The 20,684-nt window shown below is 43.7% G+C and carries 17 protein-coding genes; 3 read left to right on the top strand and 14 right to left on the bottom strand.

What is annotated here, in order from left to right; translation table 11 throughout:
• The first annotated feature begins 34 nt into the window (after positions 1-34).
• On the top strand, positions 35-1,156 hold the full coding sequence (locus FTV31_RS04505; RefSeq protein ID WP_180013278.1) for a hypothetical protein: 1,122 nt from the start codon (positions 35-37) through the stop codon (positions 1,154-1,156).
• Between the two features lie 70 nt (positions 1,157-1,226).
• On the opposite strand, the gene FTV31_RS04500 is transcribed toward FTV31_RS04505, so the two are convergent.
• The 6 genes from FTV31_RS04500 to FTV31_RS04475 all read right to left on the bottom strand — a co-directional run bounded on the left by FTV31_RS04500 (position 1,227) and on the right by FTV31_RS04475 (position 7,609).
• The gene (locus tag FTV31_RS04500) at positions 1,227-1,499 is read right to left on the bottom strand and encodes a hypothetical protein (RefSeq protein WP_180013276.1); all 273 of its coding nucleotides are present in this window, start codon (positions 1,497-1,499) and stop codon (positions 1,227-1,229) included.
• 198 nt (positions 1,500-1,697) lie between these two features.
• Positions 1,698-3,617: a molecular chaperone HtpG gene (gene htpG, locus FTV31_RS04495; protein WP_180013274.1), complete on the bottom strand. Its 1,920-nt coding sequence runs from the start codon at positions 3,615-3,617 to the stop codon at positions 1,698-1,700.
• Between the two features lie 154 nt (positions 3,618-3,771).
• Complete coding sequence (locus FTV31_RS04490; protein WP_034170983.1) at positions 3,772-4,116, bottom strand: lysozyme inhibitor LprI family protein; 345 nt, start codon at positions 4,114-4,116, stop codon at positions 3,772-3,774.
• A gap of 174 nt (positions 4,117-4,290) precedes the next feature.
• The gene (locus FTV31_RS04485) at positions 4,291-4,926 is read right to left on the bottom strand and encodes an OmpW family protein (protein WP_180013272.1); all 636 of its coding nucleotides are present in this window, start codon (positions 4,924-4,926) and stop codon (positions 4,291-4,293) included.
• 335 nt (positions 4,927-5,261) lie between these two features.
• Positions 5,262-6,629 carry a Na+/H+ antiporter family protein gene (locus FTV31_RS04480; RefSeq protein WP_159123440.1) on the bottom strand — a complete coding sequence of 456 codons (1,368 nt, stop codon included), beginning with the start codon at positions 6,627-6,629 and terminating at the stop codon, positions 5,262-5,264.
• A 98-nt stretch (positions 6,630-6,727) separates the two neighbouring features.
• A complete protein-coding gene (locus FTV31_RS04475; RefSeq protein ID WP_180013270.1) occupies positions 6,728-7,609 on the bottom strand; it encodes an alpha/beta fold hydrolase in 882 nt (293 codons plus the stop codon).
• A gap of 117 nt (positions 7,610-7,726) precedes the next feature.
• Between FTV31_RS04475 and FTV31_RS04470 the strand changes: the two genes are divergently transcribed.
• On the top strand, positions 7,727-8,221 hold the full coding sequence (locus FTV31_RS04470) for a DUF4442 domain-containing protein (protein ID WP_159123442.1): 495 nt from the start codon (positions 7,727-7,729) through the stop codon (positions 8,219-8,221).
• 67 nt (positions 8,222-8,288) lie between these two features.
• Here FTV31_RS04470 and FTV31_RS04465 read toward each other — a convergent pair whose 3' ends face one another.
• The 3 genes from FTV31_RS04465 to rpoB all read right to left on the bottom strand — a co-directional run bounded on the left by FTV31_RS04465 (position 8,289) and on the right by rpoB (position 17,360).
• Positions 8,289-8,654, bottom strand: coding sequence for a DNA transfer protein p32 (locus FTV31_RS04465; RefSeq protein ID WP_180013268.1), 366 nt, complete (start codon positions 8,652-8,654; stop codon positions 8,289-8,291).
• A gap of 260 nt (positions 8,655-8,914) precedes the next feature.
• Positions 8,915-13,114 carry a DNA-directed RNA polymerase subunit beta' gene (gene rpoC / locus FTV31_RS04460; RefSeq protein WP_180013265.1) on the bottom strand — a complete coding sequence of 1,400 codons (4,200 nt, stop codon included), beginning with the start codon at positions 13,112-13,114 and terminating at the stop codon, positions 8,915-8,917.
• A gap of 157 nt (positions 13,115-13,271) precedes the next feature.
• Positions 13,272-17,360: a DNA-directed RNA polymerase subunit beta gene (gene rpoB / locus FTV31_RS04455; protein WP_180013263.1), complete on the bottom strand. Its 4,089-nt coding sequence runs from the start codon at positions 17,358-17,360 to the stop codon at positions 13,272-13,274.
• Here rpoB and FTV31_RS04450 point away from each other — a divergent pair.
• Positions 17,354-17,605 carry a hypothetical protein gene (locus tag FTV31_RS04450; protein WP_034170979.1) on the top strand — a complete coding sequence of 84 codons (252 nt, stop codon included), beginning with the start codon at positions 17,354-17,356 and terminating at the stop codon, positions 17,603-17,605. The genes rpoB and FTV31_RS04450 overlap by 7 nt on opposite strands.
• Before the next feature lie 63 nt (positions 17,606-17,668).
• On the opposite strand, the gene rplL is transcribed toward FTV31_RS04450, so the two are convergent.
• The 5 genes from rplL to nusG all read right to left on the bottom strand — a co-directional run bounded on the left by rplL (position 17,669) and on the right by nusG (position 20,677).
• Positions 17,669-18,037, bottom strand: coding sequence for a 50S ribosomal protein L7/L12 (gene rplL / locus FTV31_RS04445; RefSeq protein ID WP_159123444.1), 369 nt, complete (start codon positions 18,035-18,037; stop codon positions 17,669-17,671).
• Positions 18,038-18,085: 48 nt separating this feature from the next.
• Positions 18,086-18,592, bottom strand: a complete 507-nt coding sequence (gene rplJ, locus FTV31_RS04440) for a 50S ribosomal protein L10 (protein ID WP_004781671.1) — start codon at positions 18,590-18,592, stop codon at positions 18,086-18,088.
• A 306-nt stretch (positions 18,593-18,898) separates the two neighbouring features.
• Positions 18,899-19,594, bottom strand: coding sequence for a 50S ribosomal protein L1 (gene rplA, locus FTV31_RS04435; protein ID WP_004781669.1), 696 nt, complete (start codon positions 19,592-19,594; stop codon positions 18,899-18,901).
• 3 nt (positions 19,595-19,597) lie between these two features.
• Positions 19,598-20,026 (bottom strand): 50S ribosomal protein L11, encoded by a 429-nt coding sequence (rplK, locus tag FTV31_RS04430; RefSeq protein ID WP_004781668.1) that lies wholly within the window; start codon positions 20,024-20,026, stop codon positions 19,598-19,600.
• A 117-nt stretch (positions 20,027-20,143) separates the two neighbouring features.
• On the bottom strand, positions 20,144-20,677 hold the full coding sequence (gene nusG / locus FTV31_RS04425) for a transcription termination/antitermination protein NusG (protein WP_005232530.1): 534 nt from the start codon (positions 20,675-20,677) through the stop codon (positions 20,144-20,146).
• Positions 20,678-20,684 lie beyond the last annotated feature (7 nt).

Here is a 20,684-nt window from a genome sequence, read left to right as displayed (position 1 = left end):
GTAAATAAAATACGATAAGAGCAAGAATCAACTCATGCGAATAAACCAAATTACTCGAATCTTATTGCTATCACTTGGCGTGGGATTAAGTAGTAGCCCAGTTTGGGCAGAAGCATCTCCTACAGAACCTGCAGAAACAGAACAGCCTACAGGTACAGGTACAGGTACAGGTACAGGTATTTTAGATCAGATTCCACGCTTGATCGATGCCACGCCTACGATTTTACCTGAACAGTCAGACGAAGCGATGGTGCCCACCACTGAGGAAACAGAAGATAAATCTTGGGCTGACAAAAAGCAGAAAAGAATCCGTGAATGGGCAGACCGCACCGCACATAAGATTGATAACTGGTTTGGCCAGACCAACCCGGATGAGCCAGCGACTGCGACCTTGCGAATTATCCTGGATAATAGCTGGGACAAATATGAAAACTATGAAATCAAGCCGAGGATTCGAGGAAAAATCAAGCTTCCCACCTTGGAACAAAAGTTAAGTCTGGTCTTTGGTGATGACAGTCTGGATAACGAACTGGACACCAATGTCGCGATTACCAATGAAAATCCTGGCAATTCCCGGGATAAAAATCTGGATATTCGCCGTACCCGCGAAAACAACAGCTCATTTGCACTCCGCTGGTCAGAATTTTCAAATGGCCTACCTTTCGACAGCGATCTGGATCTGGGGGTACGTTCTGGGGATGATATCTATGTACGAGCCAAAATCAGTAAAGACTGGGCGATGCAGAATGATTTCTCTTTTCATGCTGAACAGATTTATCGCTATGGATTGCAGAGCGAAAACTATTTGCGAACTAACCTGGAACTGATTCATGCCCGTCCCAATGAGGCCTTTTTTTCCAATCAGTTAAATCTGACCTATGCAGATGAGCAGGAAGACGATTTGACCTGGGACAACTATACCTTCAGACAGCATCAATTTTTCCAGGGCAACCGCTTTAACTATGGCATCTATACGGGCGGCTATCTGGATGATAAAGATTTACGCTTAAATCGCTGGGGACCTTATGTGTCCTGGAGACAGCCTTTCTTACGTGAATGGTTCTTTGTGCAAGGCGACCTGAACTATCTGAATGATGACCGACTGGACCGCAGCCATTATCTGGGTGCGATGGTACGTCTTGAGGCCATTTTCTAAATTTGAACAAATCCGAAACTATAAAAGCCCATAAAATATGGGCTTTTTAATGTCTGAATCCAATAAGTTTTTATTGGCGGTGCTCAACCGTTGTAAAGGTAATTCGATCACTACGAATCACACGTTTTTGCTGCAAAGAAGGCTGTTCCATCTGTGGCATATTCCATACCGCGCGGTCTGTACGCTGAATTCGTTTTACTTTTGGCGCTTCTTTTTTCATTGGTGCCTGAAAACTAATACGATCACTACGAGTCACTTTTTTGGACTCAGTATCGGCCAGTGTGGCTACGCTCATTGACATCAGAATGATTGTACTCAGACTCATCATCAGTGATTTTTTCATGGGAGAATTCTCTTAACTTAATAATCGTTATTATAAATTAATATTTTAATTATTATCTATTTTATAGATTTAAAACTTAAAGGTATTTTTTTATTCTGGCTATCGTTTTTTTAAATTATTAAAAGAAAATTAAAGTTTTAATAGCTAATTTCAGAACATAAAAAATCCCTCCGTAGAGGGATTTTTGAAATATAAAAATTAACCCAACAATAGGCTGTTAATACGTTTTACATACTCAGCCGGATTTTCTGGTAGACCACCTTCTGCAATCATCGCCTGATCAAAGATAACATTGGCCAGATCATCAAACTGGGCAGAACCTTCCAGTTTTTTCACCAGTGGATGTTCCGGGTTGATCTCCAGAATCGGCTTCACATCCGGTACAGCCTGACCTGCATCTTTCAGCATACGGATCAGTTGTGGAGAAAGCTCCCCTTCTCCTGTGACCAGACACGCTGGTGAATCAACCAGACGAGTTGTTACACGTACTTCTTTGGTTTTGTCTTTCAAAGAATCTGTCAGCTTTTCAACCACAGGTTTGAACTGTTCAGCAGCCGCTTCAAGTGCTTTCTTCTCTTCCGCATCTTGCAGATCACCTAGATCGACTGCACCCTTAGATACATTTTGCAATGGCGTACCATCAAACTCATGCACGAAGTTCATTGCCCATTCATCGACGCGCTCTGACATCAGCAATACTTCAATGCCTTTTTTCTTGAACACTTCCAGTTGCGGTGAGTTTTTCGCAGCATTCAGGCTTTCAGCAGTAATATAGTAAATCGCTTTCTGGCCTTCCTTCATGCGTGCTTTATAGTCCGCCAATGAAGTGCTTACTTCATCATTGGTTGAAGTTGCATAGCGCAGCAGTTTCAAGATACGTTCGCGGTTACCGAAATCTTCACCTAAACCTTCTTTCAGCACCGCACCAAATTCGCGGTAGAAAGTTTTGAAGTTTTCCTGATCTTTTTCATCTTCAGATTTTGCCAGATTATCCAAAGTGGTCAGAATACGGCGGGTATTGCCTTCACGGATGGTTTTCACATCACGGCTTTCCTGCAGCAATTCACGGCTCACGTTCAATGGCAGATCGGCACTGTCTACCACGCCCTGTACAAAGCGCAGATAGTTTGGAATCAGGTTATCCGCATCATCCATAATGAACACACGTTTCACATACAGCTTGATGCCAGCTTTGGCTTCACGGGTAAAAATATCCTGTGGTGCCTTGCTTGGGATATAAAGCAGTTGGGTGTATTCAGTACTACCTTCAACACGGTTATGCACCCAAGCCAATGGTGCAGCAAAATCATGAGTCAGGTTTTTATAGAATTCGGTATATTGCTCTTCAGTAATCTCAGATTTATTCCGAGTCCACAATGCGCTGGCCGAGTTAATCGCTTCCCACTCATCGGTCTTCACATATTGACCGCCTTTTGGTGTTTCACCTTCAGCAGATTCTTCTTCCTGCCAGACTTCTTTTTGCATCTGGATTGGCAGGCTAATGTGATCTGAGTATTTATTGATGATCTGTTTGACTTTATAGCTTTGCAGATAATCCAACGCATCTTCACGCAGATGCAGAATAATATCGGTACCACGGCCTTCTTTGGTGATCTGTTCAACTTCGAATTCACCGGTACCGCCACTGATCCAGCGCACCCCTTCTGAGGCATCCGTACCGGCACGGCGTGATTCTACAGTAATCTTATCAGCCACAATAAAGCCTGAGTAGAAGCCGACACCAAACTGGCCAATCAGCTGAGCATCAGCTTTCTGATCACCTGTCAGTTTTGACATAAAGTCTTTGGTACCAGATTTGGCAATTGTCCCCAAATTTTCAATGGCTTCTTGCTGGCTTAAACCGATCCCGTTATCTGAAATGGTAATAGTTTTATTTTCTGGATCGAGGCTGACACGTACGCGGAGGTCAGGATCATTTTCATAATATTCAGGATGGTTGATCCCTTCAAAACGTAATTTGTCACACGCATCTGAAGCATTAGAAATTAATTCACGCAGGAAAATTTCAGGATTTGAATAAAGCGAATGGGTCACAAGGTGCAGTAACTGCGCTACCTCAGCCTGGAAACTGTGTTTTTGTACGCTTAAATCGCTCATGAATCACTCCTATTATTTTAGATACAGATGTTAACTGTTGCCTATATGAATGGAGTGAGTTCAATAATTTTCAATAGCCTTAAAATAATTTTTTCGCAAAAAATATTTTTATGGCTTTCATTTTTATCAGTTTAATTGATGGGATGGATAAGACTTAATAAGGTCCCATCTTATAGATACGATCAAAATGCAGATCCAGCTGCTGCTGACGCATATTATAGACCTGACTCAAGCAGGATACAGATTCCTGACAGCGGTCACGAAATTGTAGCCATTTCACCTGATCGCGTTGAATCACCGAACGTGTTCCCATCGGCACCATACGGCGCAAGATGTTATAGCTGGTACTCATTTTGACATCAGCGTCATTCAGCAAACGATGTTCACAAATTGTTTTCTCAGTCGCGGTTGTCGCTTTCTGACAATTAAAACTGGCAGCATAACTCTGTGAAATAAACAGCGTGCTGAAGATCAAAAGACTCTTCGACAAAAAACTCATGCTTTGATCTTCCTTATTATTAAGTCGTATTCAATTAATATTTACTTTATTCGTTTTAATATATTTGAGTATTGCCAATTTGCTCAATTTCAATACGTTATAAATCGTTGTTATTTTGAAAAAAAGCCCCATTCAAGATGAGGCGTTTGGAAAAAATGAACCAAAAATTGGAGCTTAGAATTTATAGCTATAACCGATCGTATACACCCAAGGATCGATTCCAAATTCACCTAAATTAATTTTTGTACCATCAGCAGTTCTTGCTTCCAGATCTGTATCTAAGTCTGCATAACGTGCATCAACAAATACACCCCAGTTTTTTGCATCCGCTGGCTGGAAGTTAAAGCCGACTTGGCCAGCTACACCATAAGCAACATCTGCATCAAGCTTTGCTACACCTAATGCGTCTTTTGCAGTTTGGCTAAATTCTTCATCCCATGGAATGAATACAGTAGCACCTACACCGATATATGGAGTAAAGCGGCTTGAATTTTTAAAATTATATTTGGCTGTGATCGTTGGTGGTAGATGTTTTAATGATGCAATTTTCACATCACCCGCCATCTCAACATCATGTTTAAATGGGGTAGCCAATAATAATTCGGCTGAAATATTGTCATTGAAAAAATATTCGACTGAAGGAGTGAAATTGAGTTCGCTACTTGCTTTAGCATCTTCAACTACACCAGGAATCAGGTCAGTTTCCTGAGCAGGCGCTAATACAGAAGCCCCCACCTTTACTTGCCATTGACCTGCCATCGCAGATGCTGAAAGACCCATTAATGCAATTAGAGCTACTTGCTTTAACATTTTAAAATACCCCCAAGGGAAGAATAATTATTAAGAAAATATTTCTTAATTAATAATAAACATGGCTTAAATTAATATGCAATAGATATTATAAAACTAAATTTTATTTATTATTTAAGTATATGTAATTATTAAATATTTATTTTAAATTGACTATATTGGTTGGTTTTAAATACCCAGTAATTTAATCAGATTAAAATAATAATATTCAGAGTAAAATAATCAGGTTTATATTAATTTTTTATTTAAAAATATATTTCAAATACATCTTATAATTTATTTTAAATCTAGGCAAATCTGCTCCGATTTATATCAGAGCAGATTATAAAAAGGACTTACAGAACCATGGCTGCAATCCAGCCAAAAATGATAAGCGGAATATTAAAATGAATGAAGGTTGGAACCACACTATCCTTCATATGGTCATGCTGACCATCCATATTCAGACCGGATGTTGGGCCTAAAGTTGAATCTGATGCTGGAGAACCGGCATCGCCCAAAGCAGCCGCAGTCCCAATGATCGCAATAGTTGCTGCAGGACTAAAACCAAATTGAATACAGAGCGGTACATAAATAATCGCCAGAATCGGAATGGTAGAGAATGATGAACCGATACCCAGAGTAATCAGCAGACCAATCAACAACATTAAAAAGGCGGCAAGTGCCTGGCTATTACCAATCCAGTCAACCGACGCTTCAACCAGCGCAGGAACCTGTCCTGTTGCCTCAATCACGGCAGCAAAACCTTGCGCGGCAATCATGATAAAGCCAACCAGGGCCATCATACGCATACCGGTGATGATCACATCATCTGCTTCTTTCCATTTAAAGATTCCGGCACAACTCAAGATTGCGACACCGACCAGACCGGCAAGAATCATGGAATCTGAATAGAGCTGTACCACAAGAGTTGCAATCACCGCGATCGCTGCCATCCAGATGGTCAGTTTGGCAATTTGCGGTTTCGCTGATTTTTGTTCTACACCCAGTTCAGCAGAGATACTTTGCTGCTGTTCCACATGGATATCTTTATAGAGACGCGGCTTACGGTAGCTGATAAACATGGCCACCAGCAAACCCACGAACATACCTGAGACCGGAATTGCCATCGCAGCGGGAATCTGGTCATAAGTAATCTCAAAGCCATAGGGCTTACCAAAGGTATTGATGTTATGGCCCAAAATATCATTCAGGAAGATGGCACCAAAACCGACTGGAACCAGCATATATGTTCCCACCAGACCAAAGGTCAGCAGACAGGCCACCAAACGGCGATCCAGCTTCAGATGGTTAAATACCAGCAATAACGGTGGAATCAGAACCGGAATAAAGGCAATGTGTACCGGAATCACGTTTTGCGAGAAAACGGCAGCCAATGCCACTGTACAGAAGATCAGATATTTAACCTTGTTCTGTGCCTTTTCTGATGCCTCACCTTTTAAAGTGGTGATCATTTTATAGGCCAGCAAGTCAGGCAAACCGGAACGTGCCAAGGCCAAAGCAAAGGCACCCAGGATGCCATAGGCCAAGGCAATTTTAGCGCCACCGCCCAGACCATTGTTAAATGCGTCTAAAGTTCCCTGGAGGCCAAGACCTGCCAACAAACCACCCGTAACAGCACCAATGACCAGGGCAAAAACCACAGGTACACGTGCCAATGAGAGTCCAAACATGACTCCAATAGCAGCAAGAATTGCGAACATAATGAATTGGGAATGAGAGAAAACGGCTATTTTATCAGAAAATCCGGATAAAAATTCTTCCACTTATCCCTTGCCGAGTCACGTTCCCAATCTCCGTATCAGATGGTCGCTGTTAATTTCTGCTGAATAAAATTATGAATCAGATGAGCCACCTGTTCCGGCTGGCTTAGGATAGCCCAGTGATTGGCATTCAGTTCTACCCGGGAAAAATCTTCCACCCATTTTGGCATTTCATCAATCAGATCCGGGCCAACAAACTGGTCCTTTTTGAGCACAATTGCCTGTACCGGACAGATCGCAAAACGCTGTCTAGGTCGAGATAAACGTGGTAGAAAGTTCGCCCGATACAGATTGACGCCATATTTGCCGTCTTTGACAATATTCTGGTTTAGCGGCAGATTATCCTGCTGTTCCAGCTGACTGATCATTTTGCCCCAACGTTCTGCATTAAAGAAATTCCATGCTGTAGGTGCTATAAAAGGTAGCTGGAATACCGCGATATACCAAGACTTGGTCATCTGTTTAAAAAACTTGGCCTTATACTGTTTAAACTGTTCACGCATCCAGAAAGCAGCATGATCCAGACATGGACCTGACATGGTGCTAAAAGACAAAATCCGGCCTTTAAATTTAGGTTCGGTGACTGCTTCCCAAGCCTGGATTGACCCCCAGTCATGAGCCGCAAGGTGGAAAGCTCGTCCTGGCAAGACCTGATCGACCACTTGCTCTAAATCTGCACACAGACGTTCCAGACGATAATCCCGAATTTTCTTGGGAACGCTGGAGTCTCCTGCTCCGCGCACATCATAGGTCACCACAAAATAATCTTGAACGAGGTGAGAAATCACCGCTTCCCAGACATCCTGATGGTCAGGATAACCATGAACCAGCACTAAAGGCGGTCGCTCAGGCTCACCCCAGGTTTTCACATAGAGACGTTGATGATCGCTGGTATCTACCCACTGGCTATGTCTTTGCATAGATGTATCCTTATTCGCTGATTGACTCTTTTATTGTTGAAATAGGCACGATTTATCAATGCCAGCTTATTTTTGTTGTTCTAGTATGCATACGAGACCAGAAAAAAGAATATCCGCATGAGCCTATTACGAAAAATTCAGCAACTGCCCTTGTTATCCAAATTTATACTGAATCGCTATGCCCCTTACCGTGGAGCAGGCATTGTCATTGATGAAATGGACTTTGCCAATTATCACGTTCGCGTGAAAATGCCACTGACTCGCAAGAATCAGAATATTGTCGGAGTACATTTTGGTGGCAGCCTGTATTCCATGGTCGATCCGTTTTATATGTTATTGCTGATGCACCATCTGGGTCCAAAATACATTGTCTGGGATAAAAGCTCTACCATTCAGTTTCTGGCGCCAGGACGCGGAACAGTCTATGCTGACATCCGGATTTCCAAGCAGGAAGTACAAACAGTAAAAGAACTGGCAGCTAACCATAGTCCGGTTTATCGCCAGTATCAGCTTAATATTTATGATGATTCCGGTGTGCGTATCGCTGAGGTACAAAAGACCGTTTATATCCGCCTTAAACAGAGCAAAGGCAAGCCTCGAGAAGCTAAATAACGAAATTGAATAAACTAAAAGCGCCATTGAGGCGCTTTTAAATCGATCTGGAGGATAGTTCTGTCGATTAACGACGACGGTTATTCTGTTCGATCGCTGCACCAGCACCACCACCGATGGCACCACCAATTGCAGCCCCACCTGTACCGCCAAAGATGCTTTTACCCACTGCAGAACCTACAGCACCACCGACACCACTATAGGTCGCATTACGGTTTGAACCACCTTGAGCTTTACTGCCGACTGCTGCACCGGCACCACCGCCAACTGCTGCACCAACACCACCACCCACTCTGTTACCTACACCACCACCCACTGCACCACCGAGCGCGGCTGCGCCAATACGTTGATCTTTAGCAGACATATTTTCACAGCCTGCCAACAGAAAAGTGGAGATAGTTGCAACAGCCATTACGCTCATTAACTTTTTCATGATCTTGGCCTTCCTTCGTGCTTTGACTTAAGATTAACCTGATTTTAAGGAGCGATTCATAACAAGATGTTAAATCTTGAAACCCTCATGATTTATTTTGTAAAGAGCGCATGAAAGATCATGTTTTATTGAGGATTTCTCCATATTTAGGACAAGTAACTACCAGATAATCTGATCTTTTCTAGCAATATAAATATGAATAATTTTAGGAAATAAAAAAGCCACCCGAAGGTGGCTTTTTAAAATGATTTAGCGGCTAATTACAGACCGTTAAATTCATCGCTGAATGCTTGGCTCAACGCCTGGTCTACATCGGAGAAGTCATTGTGCAGTTCAAATTCTGCAGCTTCTGCTTCTTGACGACGACGCTCTAAGTGGTAAGCCAGACCTGTACCTGCTGGGATCAGACGACCTACAACTACGTTTTCTTTCAGACCACGTAGATCATCTTCTTTACCTGTTACGGCCGCTTCAGTTAACACACGAGTAGTTTCCTGGAACGATGCAGCGGAGATGAACGAGTCAGTAGAAAGCGACGCTTTGGTAATACCCATCAATTGACGTTCAAACTTCGCAGGGAACTTGTTCTGCGCAAGAACAGCTTGGTTCTCTTGCATCACACGGATGTAATCCACTTGTTCACCTTTGATGAAGCTTGTATCGCCACCGTCAGTGATATCAACTTTACGCAGCATCTGACGTACGATCACTTCAATATGCTTGTCGTTGATTTTTACACCTTGCAGACGGTAAACGTCCTGAACTTCGTTCACGATGTAGTTGGTCAACGCCACTTCACCTTTCAGACGTAAGATGTCATGCGGGTTCTGTGGACCATCAGAAATAGTTTCACCACGGTTCACATGCTCGCCTTCGAACACGTTAATGGTACGCCATTTCGGAATCAGCTCTTCGTAGATCTCAGAACCATCATCCGGAGTAATGACCAGACGGTTTTTACCTTTGGTCTCTTTACCGAAGCTTACAACACCTGACACTTCTGCAAGGATTGCGTGTTCTTTCGGTTTACGTGCTTCGAACAAGTCAGCAACACGTGGCAGACCACCGGTAATATCACGAGTACGTGAAGATTCTTGTGGTACACGACCAATTACGTCACCCACACCAATTGTTTCGCCATCACGGACAGAAAGAATAGTGTTTTGTGGCAAGAAGTAGAACTGTTCGCCGCCATCTACTGTGTCAAGCACAACAGCTGGACGTAAATCTTTACCAGAAGCAGGACGTGCTGTTACAGGCAAGATTTCAACAGTGGTCATACCAGTTGCATCATCAGTTTTCGATGTTGCAGTTACACCATCAGCAATCTGGCTGAAGCGAACTTTACCAGCTACTTCTGTAACCAGTGGATGTGTATGCGGATCCCAAGTCGCTACGATACCGCCTGCTTCTACAGCTTCACCATCTTTCAGCAAGATAGACGCACCATATGGCAGTTTGTAACGTTCACGTTCACGGCCTAAGTCATCTGCAATACCGATTTCACCTGAACGTGAAGTTGATACCAAGTGACCTTTGGCATGTTGTACAGTTTTTACGTTATGGAAACGTACAGTACCTTTATTACGAACTTGTACGCTGTTTGCAGCAGAAGTTCGGCTCGCAGCACCACCTACGTGGAAGGTACGCATGGTTAACTGTGTACCCGGCTCACCAATTGACTGAGCAGCCATAACACCCACAGATTCACCTGGGTTTACCAAGTGACCGCGTGCAAGGTCACGACCGTAACATTTCGCACAAACACCGAAAGTAGATTCACAAGATACGACTGAACGTACTTTAACTTCATCGACACCTTGCTCTTCCAGGTAGTTTGCAAGTTTTTCATCGATCAATGTGTTACGCGGCAGAATAACTTCTTCAGTACCCGCACGTTTCACATCTTCTGCAACTACACGACCCAGTACTCGAGTACCCAGGTTCTCGATCACGTCACCGCCTTGAATGAACGGAGTCATGACAAGACCAGACAACGTACCACAATCCGGCTCAGTGATGACCAAGTCTTGCGCAACGTCTACCAGACGACGAGTCAGGTAACCAGAGTTCGCTGTTTTCAGTGCTGTATCGGCCAAACCTTTACGCGCACCGTGTGTTGAAATGAAGTACTGAAGTACTGTCAAACCTTCACGGAAGTTCGCTTTAATTGGTGTCTCAATGATCGAACCATCCGGTTTCGCCATCAGACCACGCATACCAGCCAACTGACGAATCTGAGCTGCAGAACCACGGGCACCAGAGTCAGACATCATGTAGATGCTGTTGAATGATTTCTGTTTCTCGTCCTCACCCTGTTTGTTCTTAACAGTCGTGAATGACAAGTTATCCATCATCGCTTTCGCTACCTGGTCGTTTGTACGCGCCCAGATATCGACCACTTTGTTATAACGTTCGCCGGCAGTTACGAAACCTTGTTCGAACTGTTGTTCAATTTCACGAACTTCAGCTTCGGCTTTACCGATAATCGCTTGTTTTTGTGGTGGAATGACCATGTCTTCCATACCAACAGAAACACCAGAACGAGTCGCTTGGCGGAAGCCAAGGTACATCAATTGGTCCGCGAAGATAACAGTGTCTTTCAGACCCAGTTTACGGTAGCAAGAGTTAATTAACTTAGAGATGTTCTTTTTAGTCATCTCAACGTTAATTTGCTGGAAGTCCATACCTTCAGGCACAACTTCCCAAAGCAGACAGCGACCAGGAGTCGTATCTACGATAATCGTTTGCTGTTCACGTTCGCCGTTTTCGTTGATCACGGTTTGGTGTACACGTGCTTTCACGCGAGCGTGCATATCTACCTGACCAGTCGCAAGCGCACGGTTCACTTCGTCAGTATCCGCGAACACCATGCCTTCACCTTTGGCATTTACTGCATCACGAGTGATGTAGTAAAGACCCAAGACAACGTCCTGAGACGGTACGATGATTGGCTCACCGTTCGCTGGAGACAGAATGTTGTTAGTCGACATCATTAACGCACGAGCTTCTAACTGAGCTTCAAGTGTTAATGGTACGTGTACCGCCATTTGGTCACCGTCGAAGTCGGCGTTGAACGCAGCACATACGAGTGGGTGAAGACGGATCGCTTTACCTTCAATCAGAATAGGTTCAAATGCTTGAAGACCTAGACGGTGAAGGGTCGGCGCACGGTTCAACATTACTGGATGCTGACGAATCACAGAGGCAAGAACATCCCAAACTTCTGGAGTTTCACGTTCAACCATTTTCTTCGCAGCTTTAATGGTTGTTGCTTGACCAGAGGCTTGCAGCTTCGCAAAGATGAATGGCTTGAACAGTTCAAGCGCCATTTTCTTAGGAAGACCACATTGGTGTAAACGCAGGCTTGGACCTACGGTAATTACCGAACGACCAGAGTAATCGACACGTTTACCCAATAAGTTCTGACGGAAACGACCTTGTTTACCTTTGATCATATCTGCCAAAGATTTAAGAGGACGTTTGTTAGAACCAGTAATCGCACGACCACGACGACCGTTATCCAGCAATGCATCTACAGATTCTTGCAACATACGTTTTTCGTTACGTACGATGATGTCTGGAGCCGCAAGGTCAAGAAGACGTTTCAAACGGTTGTTACGGTTGATTACACGACGGTAAAGATCGTTCAAATCAGAAGTCGCGAAACGACCACCTTCAAGTGGTACAAGCGGACGAAGATCTGGTGGAAGTACTGGAAGTACGTTCATCACCATCCATTCTGGCTTGTTGTTCGAATCGTTGAATGCTTCCATCAATTTCAGACGCTTAGAAGCTTTTTTAAGCTTAGTTTCTGAAGTTGTGTTTGGAATTTCTTCACGAAGACGCGCAATTTCAGCTTCAAGATCGATATCTTTAAGCAAGTCTTGCACCGCTTCTGCACCCATTTTCGCAGTGAATTCATCACCGTGTTCTTCTAACGCATTGAAGTATTCTTCATCGTTAAGAAGTTGGTATTTCTCAAATGGAGTCATACCTGGGTCAGTGACAACGTAAGATTCGAAATACAATACGCGTTCGATATCACGTAGCGTCATGTCTAAAAGAAGACCAATACGGCTAGGCAGTGATTTCAAGAACCAGATGTGTGCAACTGGAGACGCAAGCTCGATGTGACCCATACGCTCACGACGAACTTTCGCAGTTGTTACTTCAACGCCACATTTTTCACAAATGACGCCTTTGTATTTCATACGCTTGTATTTACCACACAAGCATTCGTAATCTTTTACTGGACCAAAGATTTTGGCACAGAATAAACCGTCACGTTCTGGTTTGAACGTACGGTAGTTAATGGTTTCTGGCTTTTTAACTTCACCATGAGACCACGACTTAATCATTTCTGGTGACGCAAGACCAATACGGATGCGATCAAACTCTACTGGAGTATGACCGTCGGAATCCGTCTTTTTGCGCATGATATCGAGCAAGTCTTTCAATTTTTTTCTCCGTGTGTCGAGGAGATTTTCACTTCCCGACTGGGTCACAAATATTGTTTTTTACTGAAATTCGGGAATCTCAAAAATCCCCCTAAATCCCCCTTTATAAAGGGGGACTTTCTCCCCTCTTTCTTAAAGAGGGGTCGGGGGAGATTTCTTAGTCACCATTTTTCAGTTCAATGTTGATACCTAAAGAACGGATCTCTTTGGTCAATACGTTGAACGATTCAGGCATACCTGGGTCCATATAATGGTTACCATCTACAATGTTCTTATAGATACGGGTACGGCCTTCAACGTCATCCGACTTCACAGTAAGCATTTCTTGAAGCGTATATGCTGCACCGTATGCTTCCAGTGCCCAGACTTCCATCTCACCGAAACGCTGACCACCGAATTGTGCTTTACCACCCAGCGGCTGTTGCGTTACCAGAGAGTAAGAACCAGTAGAACGCGCATGCATCTTGTCGTCAACCAAGTGGTTCAGTTTCAGCATGTACATGTAACCTACAGTTACAGGACGGTCGAAACGTTCACCAGTACGGCCATCATACAATACAGTTTGACCCGTACGTGATAGACCTGCAAGTTCTAACAACTCTTTGATTTGCGATTCTTCAGCACCATCAAATACAGGCGTCGCAAGTGGAACACCCTTACGAAGGTTGCCAGATAATACCAAGATTTCTTCGTCGGTTAAGCTATCAAGATCTTCTTGCTCGCCACCTACTTTGTTGTAAATCTTGTCTAAGAATTCACGAAGCTCAAGTACAGTACGTTGCTCTTTCAACATCTTGTCGATTTGATCGCCAAGACCTTTAGCCGCCATACCCAAGTGAGTTTCAAGAATCTGACCCACGTTCATACGCGATGGTACGCCAAGCGGATTAAGAACGATATCTACAGGTACACCGTTCGCATCGTGTGGCATGTCTTCAACAGGTAGAATGTTTGATACAACACCTTTGTTACCGTGACGACCCGCCATCTTATCACCAGGCTGGATACGACGTTTAACCGCAAGGTAAACCTTAACAACTTTCAATACGCCAGTTGTGAGTTCATCGCCAGTTGAAAGTTTACGTTTCTTCTCAGCAAATTTCTCATCAATCTCTTGGCTCTTCTCTTTTAAGAACACTTGGATTTGAGTTAAACGCTCAGCGATTGCTTCGTCAACTGGTTGGATGTCAAGTAGATCAACAAGCTCTAAACCTGAAAGTACGTCTTCAGAAAGTTTGTCACCACGTTTAGTCGTACCACCACCGTTAGACTCTTGACCTTTCAACAAGCGAACAATACGTTCACGTGCTGCTTCTTCGAAGATTTTGTATTCTTCTTTCAAGTCTTTACGGTAAGCATCAAGCTGTGCTTTTTCAATTGCTTGAGCACGTTCGTCTTTTTCAAGACCGTCACGTGTAAACACTTGAACGTCAATCACTGTACCTTTGGTGCCAGATGGAACACGTAAAGATGAGTCTTTTACGTCAGCTGCTTTTTCACCGAAGATTGCACGAAGCAATTTTTCTTCAGGCGTCAACTGAGTTTCGCCTTTCGGTGTTACTTTACCGACAAGGATGTCACCTGCAGTCACTTCAGCACCAATGTAAACGATACCTGACTCGTCCAGTTTAGAAAGCGCTGCTTCACCCACGTTCGGGATATCGGCAGTAATTTCTTCAGCACCCAGTTTGGTATCACGTGCAACACATGAAAGTTCCTGGATGTGAATAGACGTTAAACGGTCTTCTTGAAGAACACGCTCAGATAACAAGATCGAGTCTTCGTAGTTGTAACCATTCCAAGTCATGAACGCTACACGCATATTTTGACCAAGCGCAAGCTCACCGCCATCAGTTGATGGACCGTCAGCCAGAACGTCACCACGACCTACTTTATCGCCCAGGTTCACAAGAACTTTCTGGTTGATACAAGTGTTCTGGTTAGAACGTGTGTATTTGATCAGGTTATAGATATCTACACCTGCTTCGCCTGCAACCATTTCGTCTTCGTTGACACGAATCACGACACGCGAAGCGTCAACAAATTCAATACGACCACCACGTTTCGCGATTACACATACACCAGAGTCATGTGCTACGTTCGCTTCCATACCGGTACCAACCAGTGGTTTGTCAGCGATTAACGTAGGAACAGCCTGACGTTGCATGTTCGAACCCATCAATGCACGGTTGGCGTCATCGTGCTCAAGGAACGGAATCAGTGATGCTGCTACAGATACAACCTGTTGAGCAGATACGTCCATATGCGTCACTTTTTCAGGAGGCATACGTACGAATTCACCTTGGTGACGTACAGAAACGAATTCTTCAGACAGGTTGCCGTCTTTATCTACTGCAGAGTCGGCCTGTGCAATTACAGTACCTACTTCTTCAATCGCAGACAGGTATTCAACGTCATCAGTTACGCGGCCATCAACCACTTTACGGTATGGAGTTTCCAGGAAACCGAAGTTGTTACATTTGGCGTAAACAGACAGAGAGTTGATCAAACCAATGTTTGGACCCTCAGGAGTCTCAATTGGACATACACGACCATAGTGAGTTTGATGTACGTCACGTACTTCGAAGCCCGCACGTTCACGAGTCAAACCACCAGGCCCAAGTGCTGATACACGACGTTTGTGTGTAATTTCAGACAACGGATTGTTTTGGTCCATGAACTGAGACAACTGGCTTGAACCAAAGAATTCTTTGATTGCAGCAGCCACTGGCTTCGCATTGATCAGGTCTTGCGGAGACAGATTATCAGTTTCAGCTTGAGACAAACGTTCTTTAACAGCACGTTCTACACGAACCAGACCTACACGGAATTGGTTCTCAGTCATTTCACCCACAGAACGAACACGACGGTTACCCAAGTGGTCGATATCGTCGACTTCACCTTTACCGTTACGGATTTCTACTAATGTTTTTAATACATCAGTGATATCTTCATTCGAGAGAATGCCTTCAACTTCGCGTGACTTCTGATCAGTACCCACTTCGTAAGGACGACCCAAACGACGGTTGAACTTCATACGGCCGACTGGAGACAGATCATAACGCTCAGAAGAGAAGAACAGGTTGTTGAACAGGTTCTCAGCAGCTTCTTTTGTTGGTGGCTCACCTGGACGCATGACTTTGTAGATTTCTACAAGTGCTTCATCACGGCTTACTGTGGTATCAGCACGTAATGTATCCGCAATGAATGGACCACGGTCAATATCGTTAGTGAACAGGACGTTGAACTGTTTCACGCCGCCTTCTGCAATTTTCACCATAATTTCATGGCTTAGAACAGTATTGGCTGCAATCACATCACCATCTTTCAGTGGGATGTCTTCAGCAGTGATACGTTCGTACAGGTATTCATCAGGAACAGAAAGCTTCTCAAGACCAGATGCTTCCATTTGACGTACATGACGTGCGTTAATACGTTTACCTTGTTCAACAATGACTTTGCCGTCTTTGTCAGCAATGTCGAACTGTGCCATTTCGCCGCGCAGGCGCTCTGGAACAAGGTCAATCTGGTAGCTACCCATGTCCAGATACACAGGTACTTTCTCGTAGAACATGTCGAGAATTTGTTCGTTGGTATAACCCAGCGCACGAAGCACCACAGTCGCAAGCAATTTACGACGACGGTCAATACGTACGTAGACCAGGTCTTTGGCATCGAATTCAAAGTCTAACCATGAACCACGGTAAGGAATGATACGAGCTGAATAAAGGACTTTACCGCTTGAGTGAGTTTTGCCTTTATCGTGGTCAAAGAATACGCCCGGTGAACGGTGCAATTGCGATACGATTACACGCTCGGTACCGTTAATGACGAAAGTACCGTTGTCTGTCATAAGCGGCATTTCGCCCATGTAGACTTCTTGTTCACGTACGTCTTTGATTGATTTAGTTTCGCGATCTTTCAGGATCAAACGAATTTTTACGCGCATTGGTGCTGCATAAGTTGAGCCACGAAGGATACATTCGCGTACATCAAACTCAGGCTTACCAAGACTATACTCAACGAATTCTAAAGCAGCATTGCCAGAATAACTTTCAATAGGAAAAACTGAACGAAATGCGGCTTGGAGACCGATATCTTCGCGGTTTTTTGGTGATTTGCCATCTTGTAAGAATGTTCTGTACGAGTCGACTTGAATCGCGAGCAGGTACGGAGCATCCATGACGCTAGGCAATTTACCAAAATTCTTACGGATCCGTTTCTTTTCGGTATATGAGTATGCCATCTGGAGTCCTCGGAAAGTGTAAACCAAGCCCGCCTGCAGAACGGGCTCAGAAGGAATTACGCTGGCCGATATGGCCACCACTCTTTACAAATGCTGCAATTTTTAGTGGTATTAAAACGCTTAACAATATTTTTTTAATGAAAAATATTGGTAAGCGTTTGTTCATTATGTTTATTTTTAATTTGTATGAATTTTATATCATGCAAACAAAAATCGAGCCGATTATTGTAACGCAAAAAGGCTGATGACCCAAGAGCCATCAGCCAATTTTTGGAGCCGATTATAAAAAAACCGGCTCCTTTAAGAAATTACTTAAGAGTAACTGTAGCACCAGCTTCTTCAAGTTTTTTCTTAAGCTCTTCGCCTTCTTCTTTAGAAACGCCTTCTTTAAGAACTGTAGGTGCGCCTTCAACCATGTCTTTAGCTTCTTTCAAGCCAAGACCAGTAGCTTCACGAACTGCTTTAATTACAGCAACTTTGTTACCACCGAAAGAAGTCAACTCAACGTTGAATTCTGATTGTTCTTCAGCAGCAGCAGCAGCGCCAGGAGCAGCAGCAACAGCAACAGCAGCAGCAGATACGTTGAATTTCTCTTCGAAAGCAGAGATTAGTTCAACAAGTTCAAGAACAGTTTTTTCTGCAACTGCGTTTAGGATTTCTTCGTTAGTTAAAGCCATGAGAATAACTCCAAATGGAAATTGAATGGTGTGGAAATAAATTTAAGCTTATGCAGCTTCTGACTCGTTTTTCTCTTTGAGCGCAGTAATAAGGCGACCCAATTTCGAAATAGGAGCTTGAAGAACGTTTGCAAGCATAGTAAGCGCTTTTTCTTGGTTCGGAAGGTTCGCGATTACGCTAACTTCAGCACCTTCGTAAACTTTGCCATCAAATGCAGCAGCTTTAAGTTCGAATGCTTTGTTAGTTTTTGCGAATTCTTCGAACAAGCGTGCAGCTGCACCCATGTCGTCTTCAGAAGTCGAGAAAGCTAAGATTGTTGGGCCAACAAGGCTGTCGTTCAAGATATTGAATTGAGTATCTTGAAGAGCGCGTTTAGCCAGAGTGTTACGCACGATACGTGTTTTAACACCTAGTTTACGAGCTTCAACACGAAGAGCAGTTAATTGCTCAACTGTTAAACCTTGGTAGTCAGCAACAACAGCGGCAAATGCAGTAGAAGCAATTTCACTTACTTCAGCTACGATCTGTTTTTTGCCTTCAATAAGAAGAGCCATTGTAAAACCTCCTAACGGTGATTTATGTGCCTGATCACAAGCACACTCCCAATTCGTGAATTCATCTCTGAAATCACACGCGGAGGATGAACAAATCACACCACCGCGTCTACGCAGGCTGGAGTATTAAGAGGAAAGCATAAAACTCCCCTCGCCTGAGGTCTTTGACGCTGATAAATTTACATTTATCAATTCAAAGTCTGCCTAAGTTCGCAAGTAGTCCGAAACCGGTTTCTTCTTGCGTAAGTTTTAAAGCAGTGCTTTAAAACTTACTCAGGGCTTTAAAATTCTGTATAAGTTTATAACTTATTTAGAAACATTTGCTACATCAACGATCAGACCAGGACCCATAGTAGAGCTTAGAGTGATCTTTTGAATGTAAACACCTTTAGAAGTAGCAGGTTTTGCTTTCTTAAGGTCAGCTACAAGAGCTTCAACGTTTTGACGAACAGCTTCAGCAGAGAAACCTACTTGACCGATCGCAGCGTGGATAATACCTGCTTTGTCTACACGGTAACGCGCTTGACCAGCTTTTGCATTTTTAACTGCAGTTGCTACGTCAGGAGTTACAGTACCTACTTTAGGGTTTGGCATTAAGCCACGTGGACCAAGAATCGTACCTAATTTACCAACAACGCGCATTGCATCAGGAGCAGCAATCACTACGTCGAAGTCAAGGTTTCCGCCTTGGATGCTTTCAGCAAGATCATCGAAACCAACAACGTCTGCACCAGCTTCTTTCGCAGCTTCAGCAGCAGCGCCTTGAGCAAATACAGCTACGCGTACAGTTTTACCAGTACCTGCAGGAAGAGTAGTCGCGCCACGAACAACCTGATCAGATTTACGAGGGTCAACACCTAGGTTTACAGCGATGTCCAAAGATTCTTTGAATTTCGCAGCTGGAAGGCTAGTAAGAACTTCTACAGCTTCTTCTAAAGTGTAAACTTTCTGTGCTTCTACAGCAGCAGCAATGGCTTTTTGACGTTTAGTTAACTTTGCCATGTCTTATAGCTCCACTTCCAAGCCCATAGAACGTGCAGAACCAGCAATGGTACGTACACGAGCGTCTAAATCAGCACCAGTTAAATCTGGTTCTTTAGTAGTCGCGATTTCTTCCAATTGAGCACGAGTCAACTTACCAACTTTAGTTTTGTTAGGTACAGAAGAACCCTTTTGGATACCAGCAGCTTTCTTAAGAAGAACAGCAGCAGGTGGAGTTTTCATGATGAATGTGAACGACTTGTCGTTGTACACAGTGATCACGACTGGAATTGGCAGACCAGCTTCAACTTTTTGTGTCGCAGCATTGAATTCTTTACAGAATGCCATGATGTTAACACCACGTTGACCTAGTGCAGGACCAATCGGTGGAGATGGATTCGCTTTACCAGCTGGAACTTGCAGCTTGATATAGCCGTCAATCTTCTTAGCCATTTCAAATTACCTCTGGGTGCAAACGCCGCTAGGCTCCCCAATGATTTCAAGTAACGATACCGTTACAACAACAATGCCTGATTTGCACGCAAATCAGGCGTTTTCAACCCGAACAAATTAAACTGTTTTTTCGACTTGACGAAATTCCAGTTCAACCTGAGTTGGTCGGTTAAATACGTTAATAGTCAGCGTTAAGCGTGACTTGTCGTAAAGCACTTCTTCCACCACACCTTTAAAGTCAGTGAATGGACCGTCAATTACGAGTAATTCTTCGCCTGGTTCAAACATGGTCTTAGGACGCGGTGCTTCACCAGTATTGCGTACACGTGCAAGGATTGCATCAGCTTCTTTTTGCGTAATTGGAGCCGGTTTTTCAGCCGTACCACCAATAAAGCCAAGCACTTTTGGACATTCTTTAACAATGTGCCAAGTGTCATCGTTCATTTCCATTTCGACTAATACATAGCCAGGAAAGAACTTACGCTCTGATTTACGCTTCTTGCCATCCTTCATTTCTACCACTTCTTCGGTAGGAACAAGGACTTCACCAAAGCTATCGGCAACAGCGCTACGCTGGATTCGATCATTAAGCGAACGCATCACTTGTTTTTCATAACCTGAATAGGCATGAATAATGTACCAACGTTTCATAGCTCTC

Origin of the sequence: Acinetobacter sp. YH16031 (assembly GCF_013417335.1) — a bacterium.
In the GTDB taxonomy this organism is placed as follows: Bacteria; Pseudomonadota; Gammaproteobacteria; order Pseudomonadales; family Moraxellaceae; genus Acinetobacter.
This window is presented reverse-complemented; position numbering and strand designations above follow the sequence as displayed.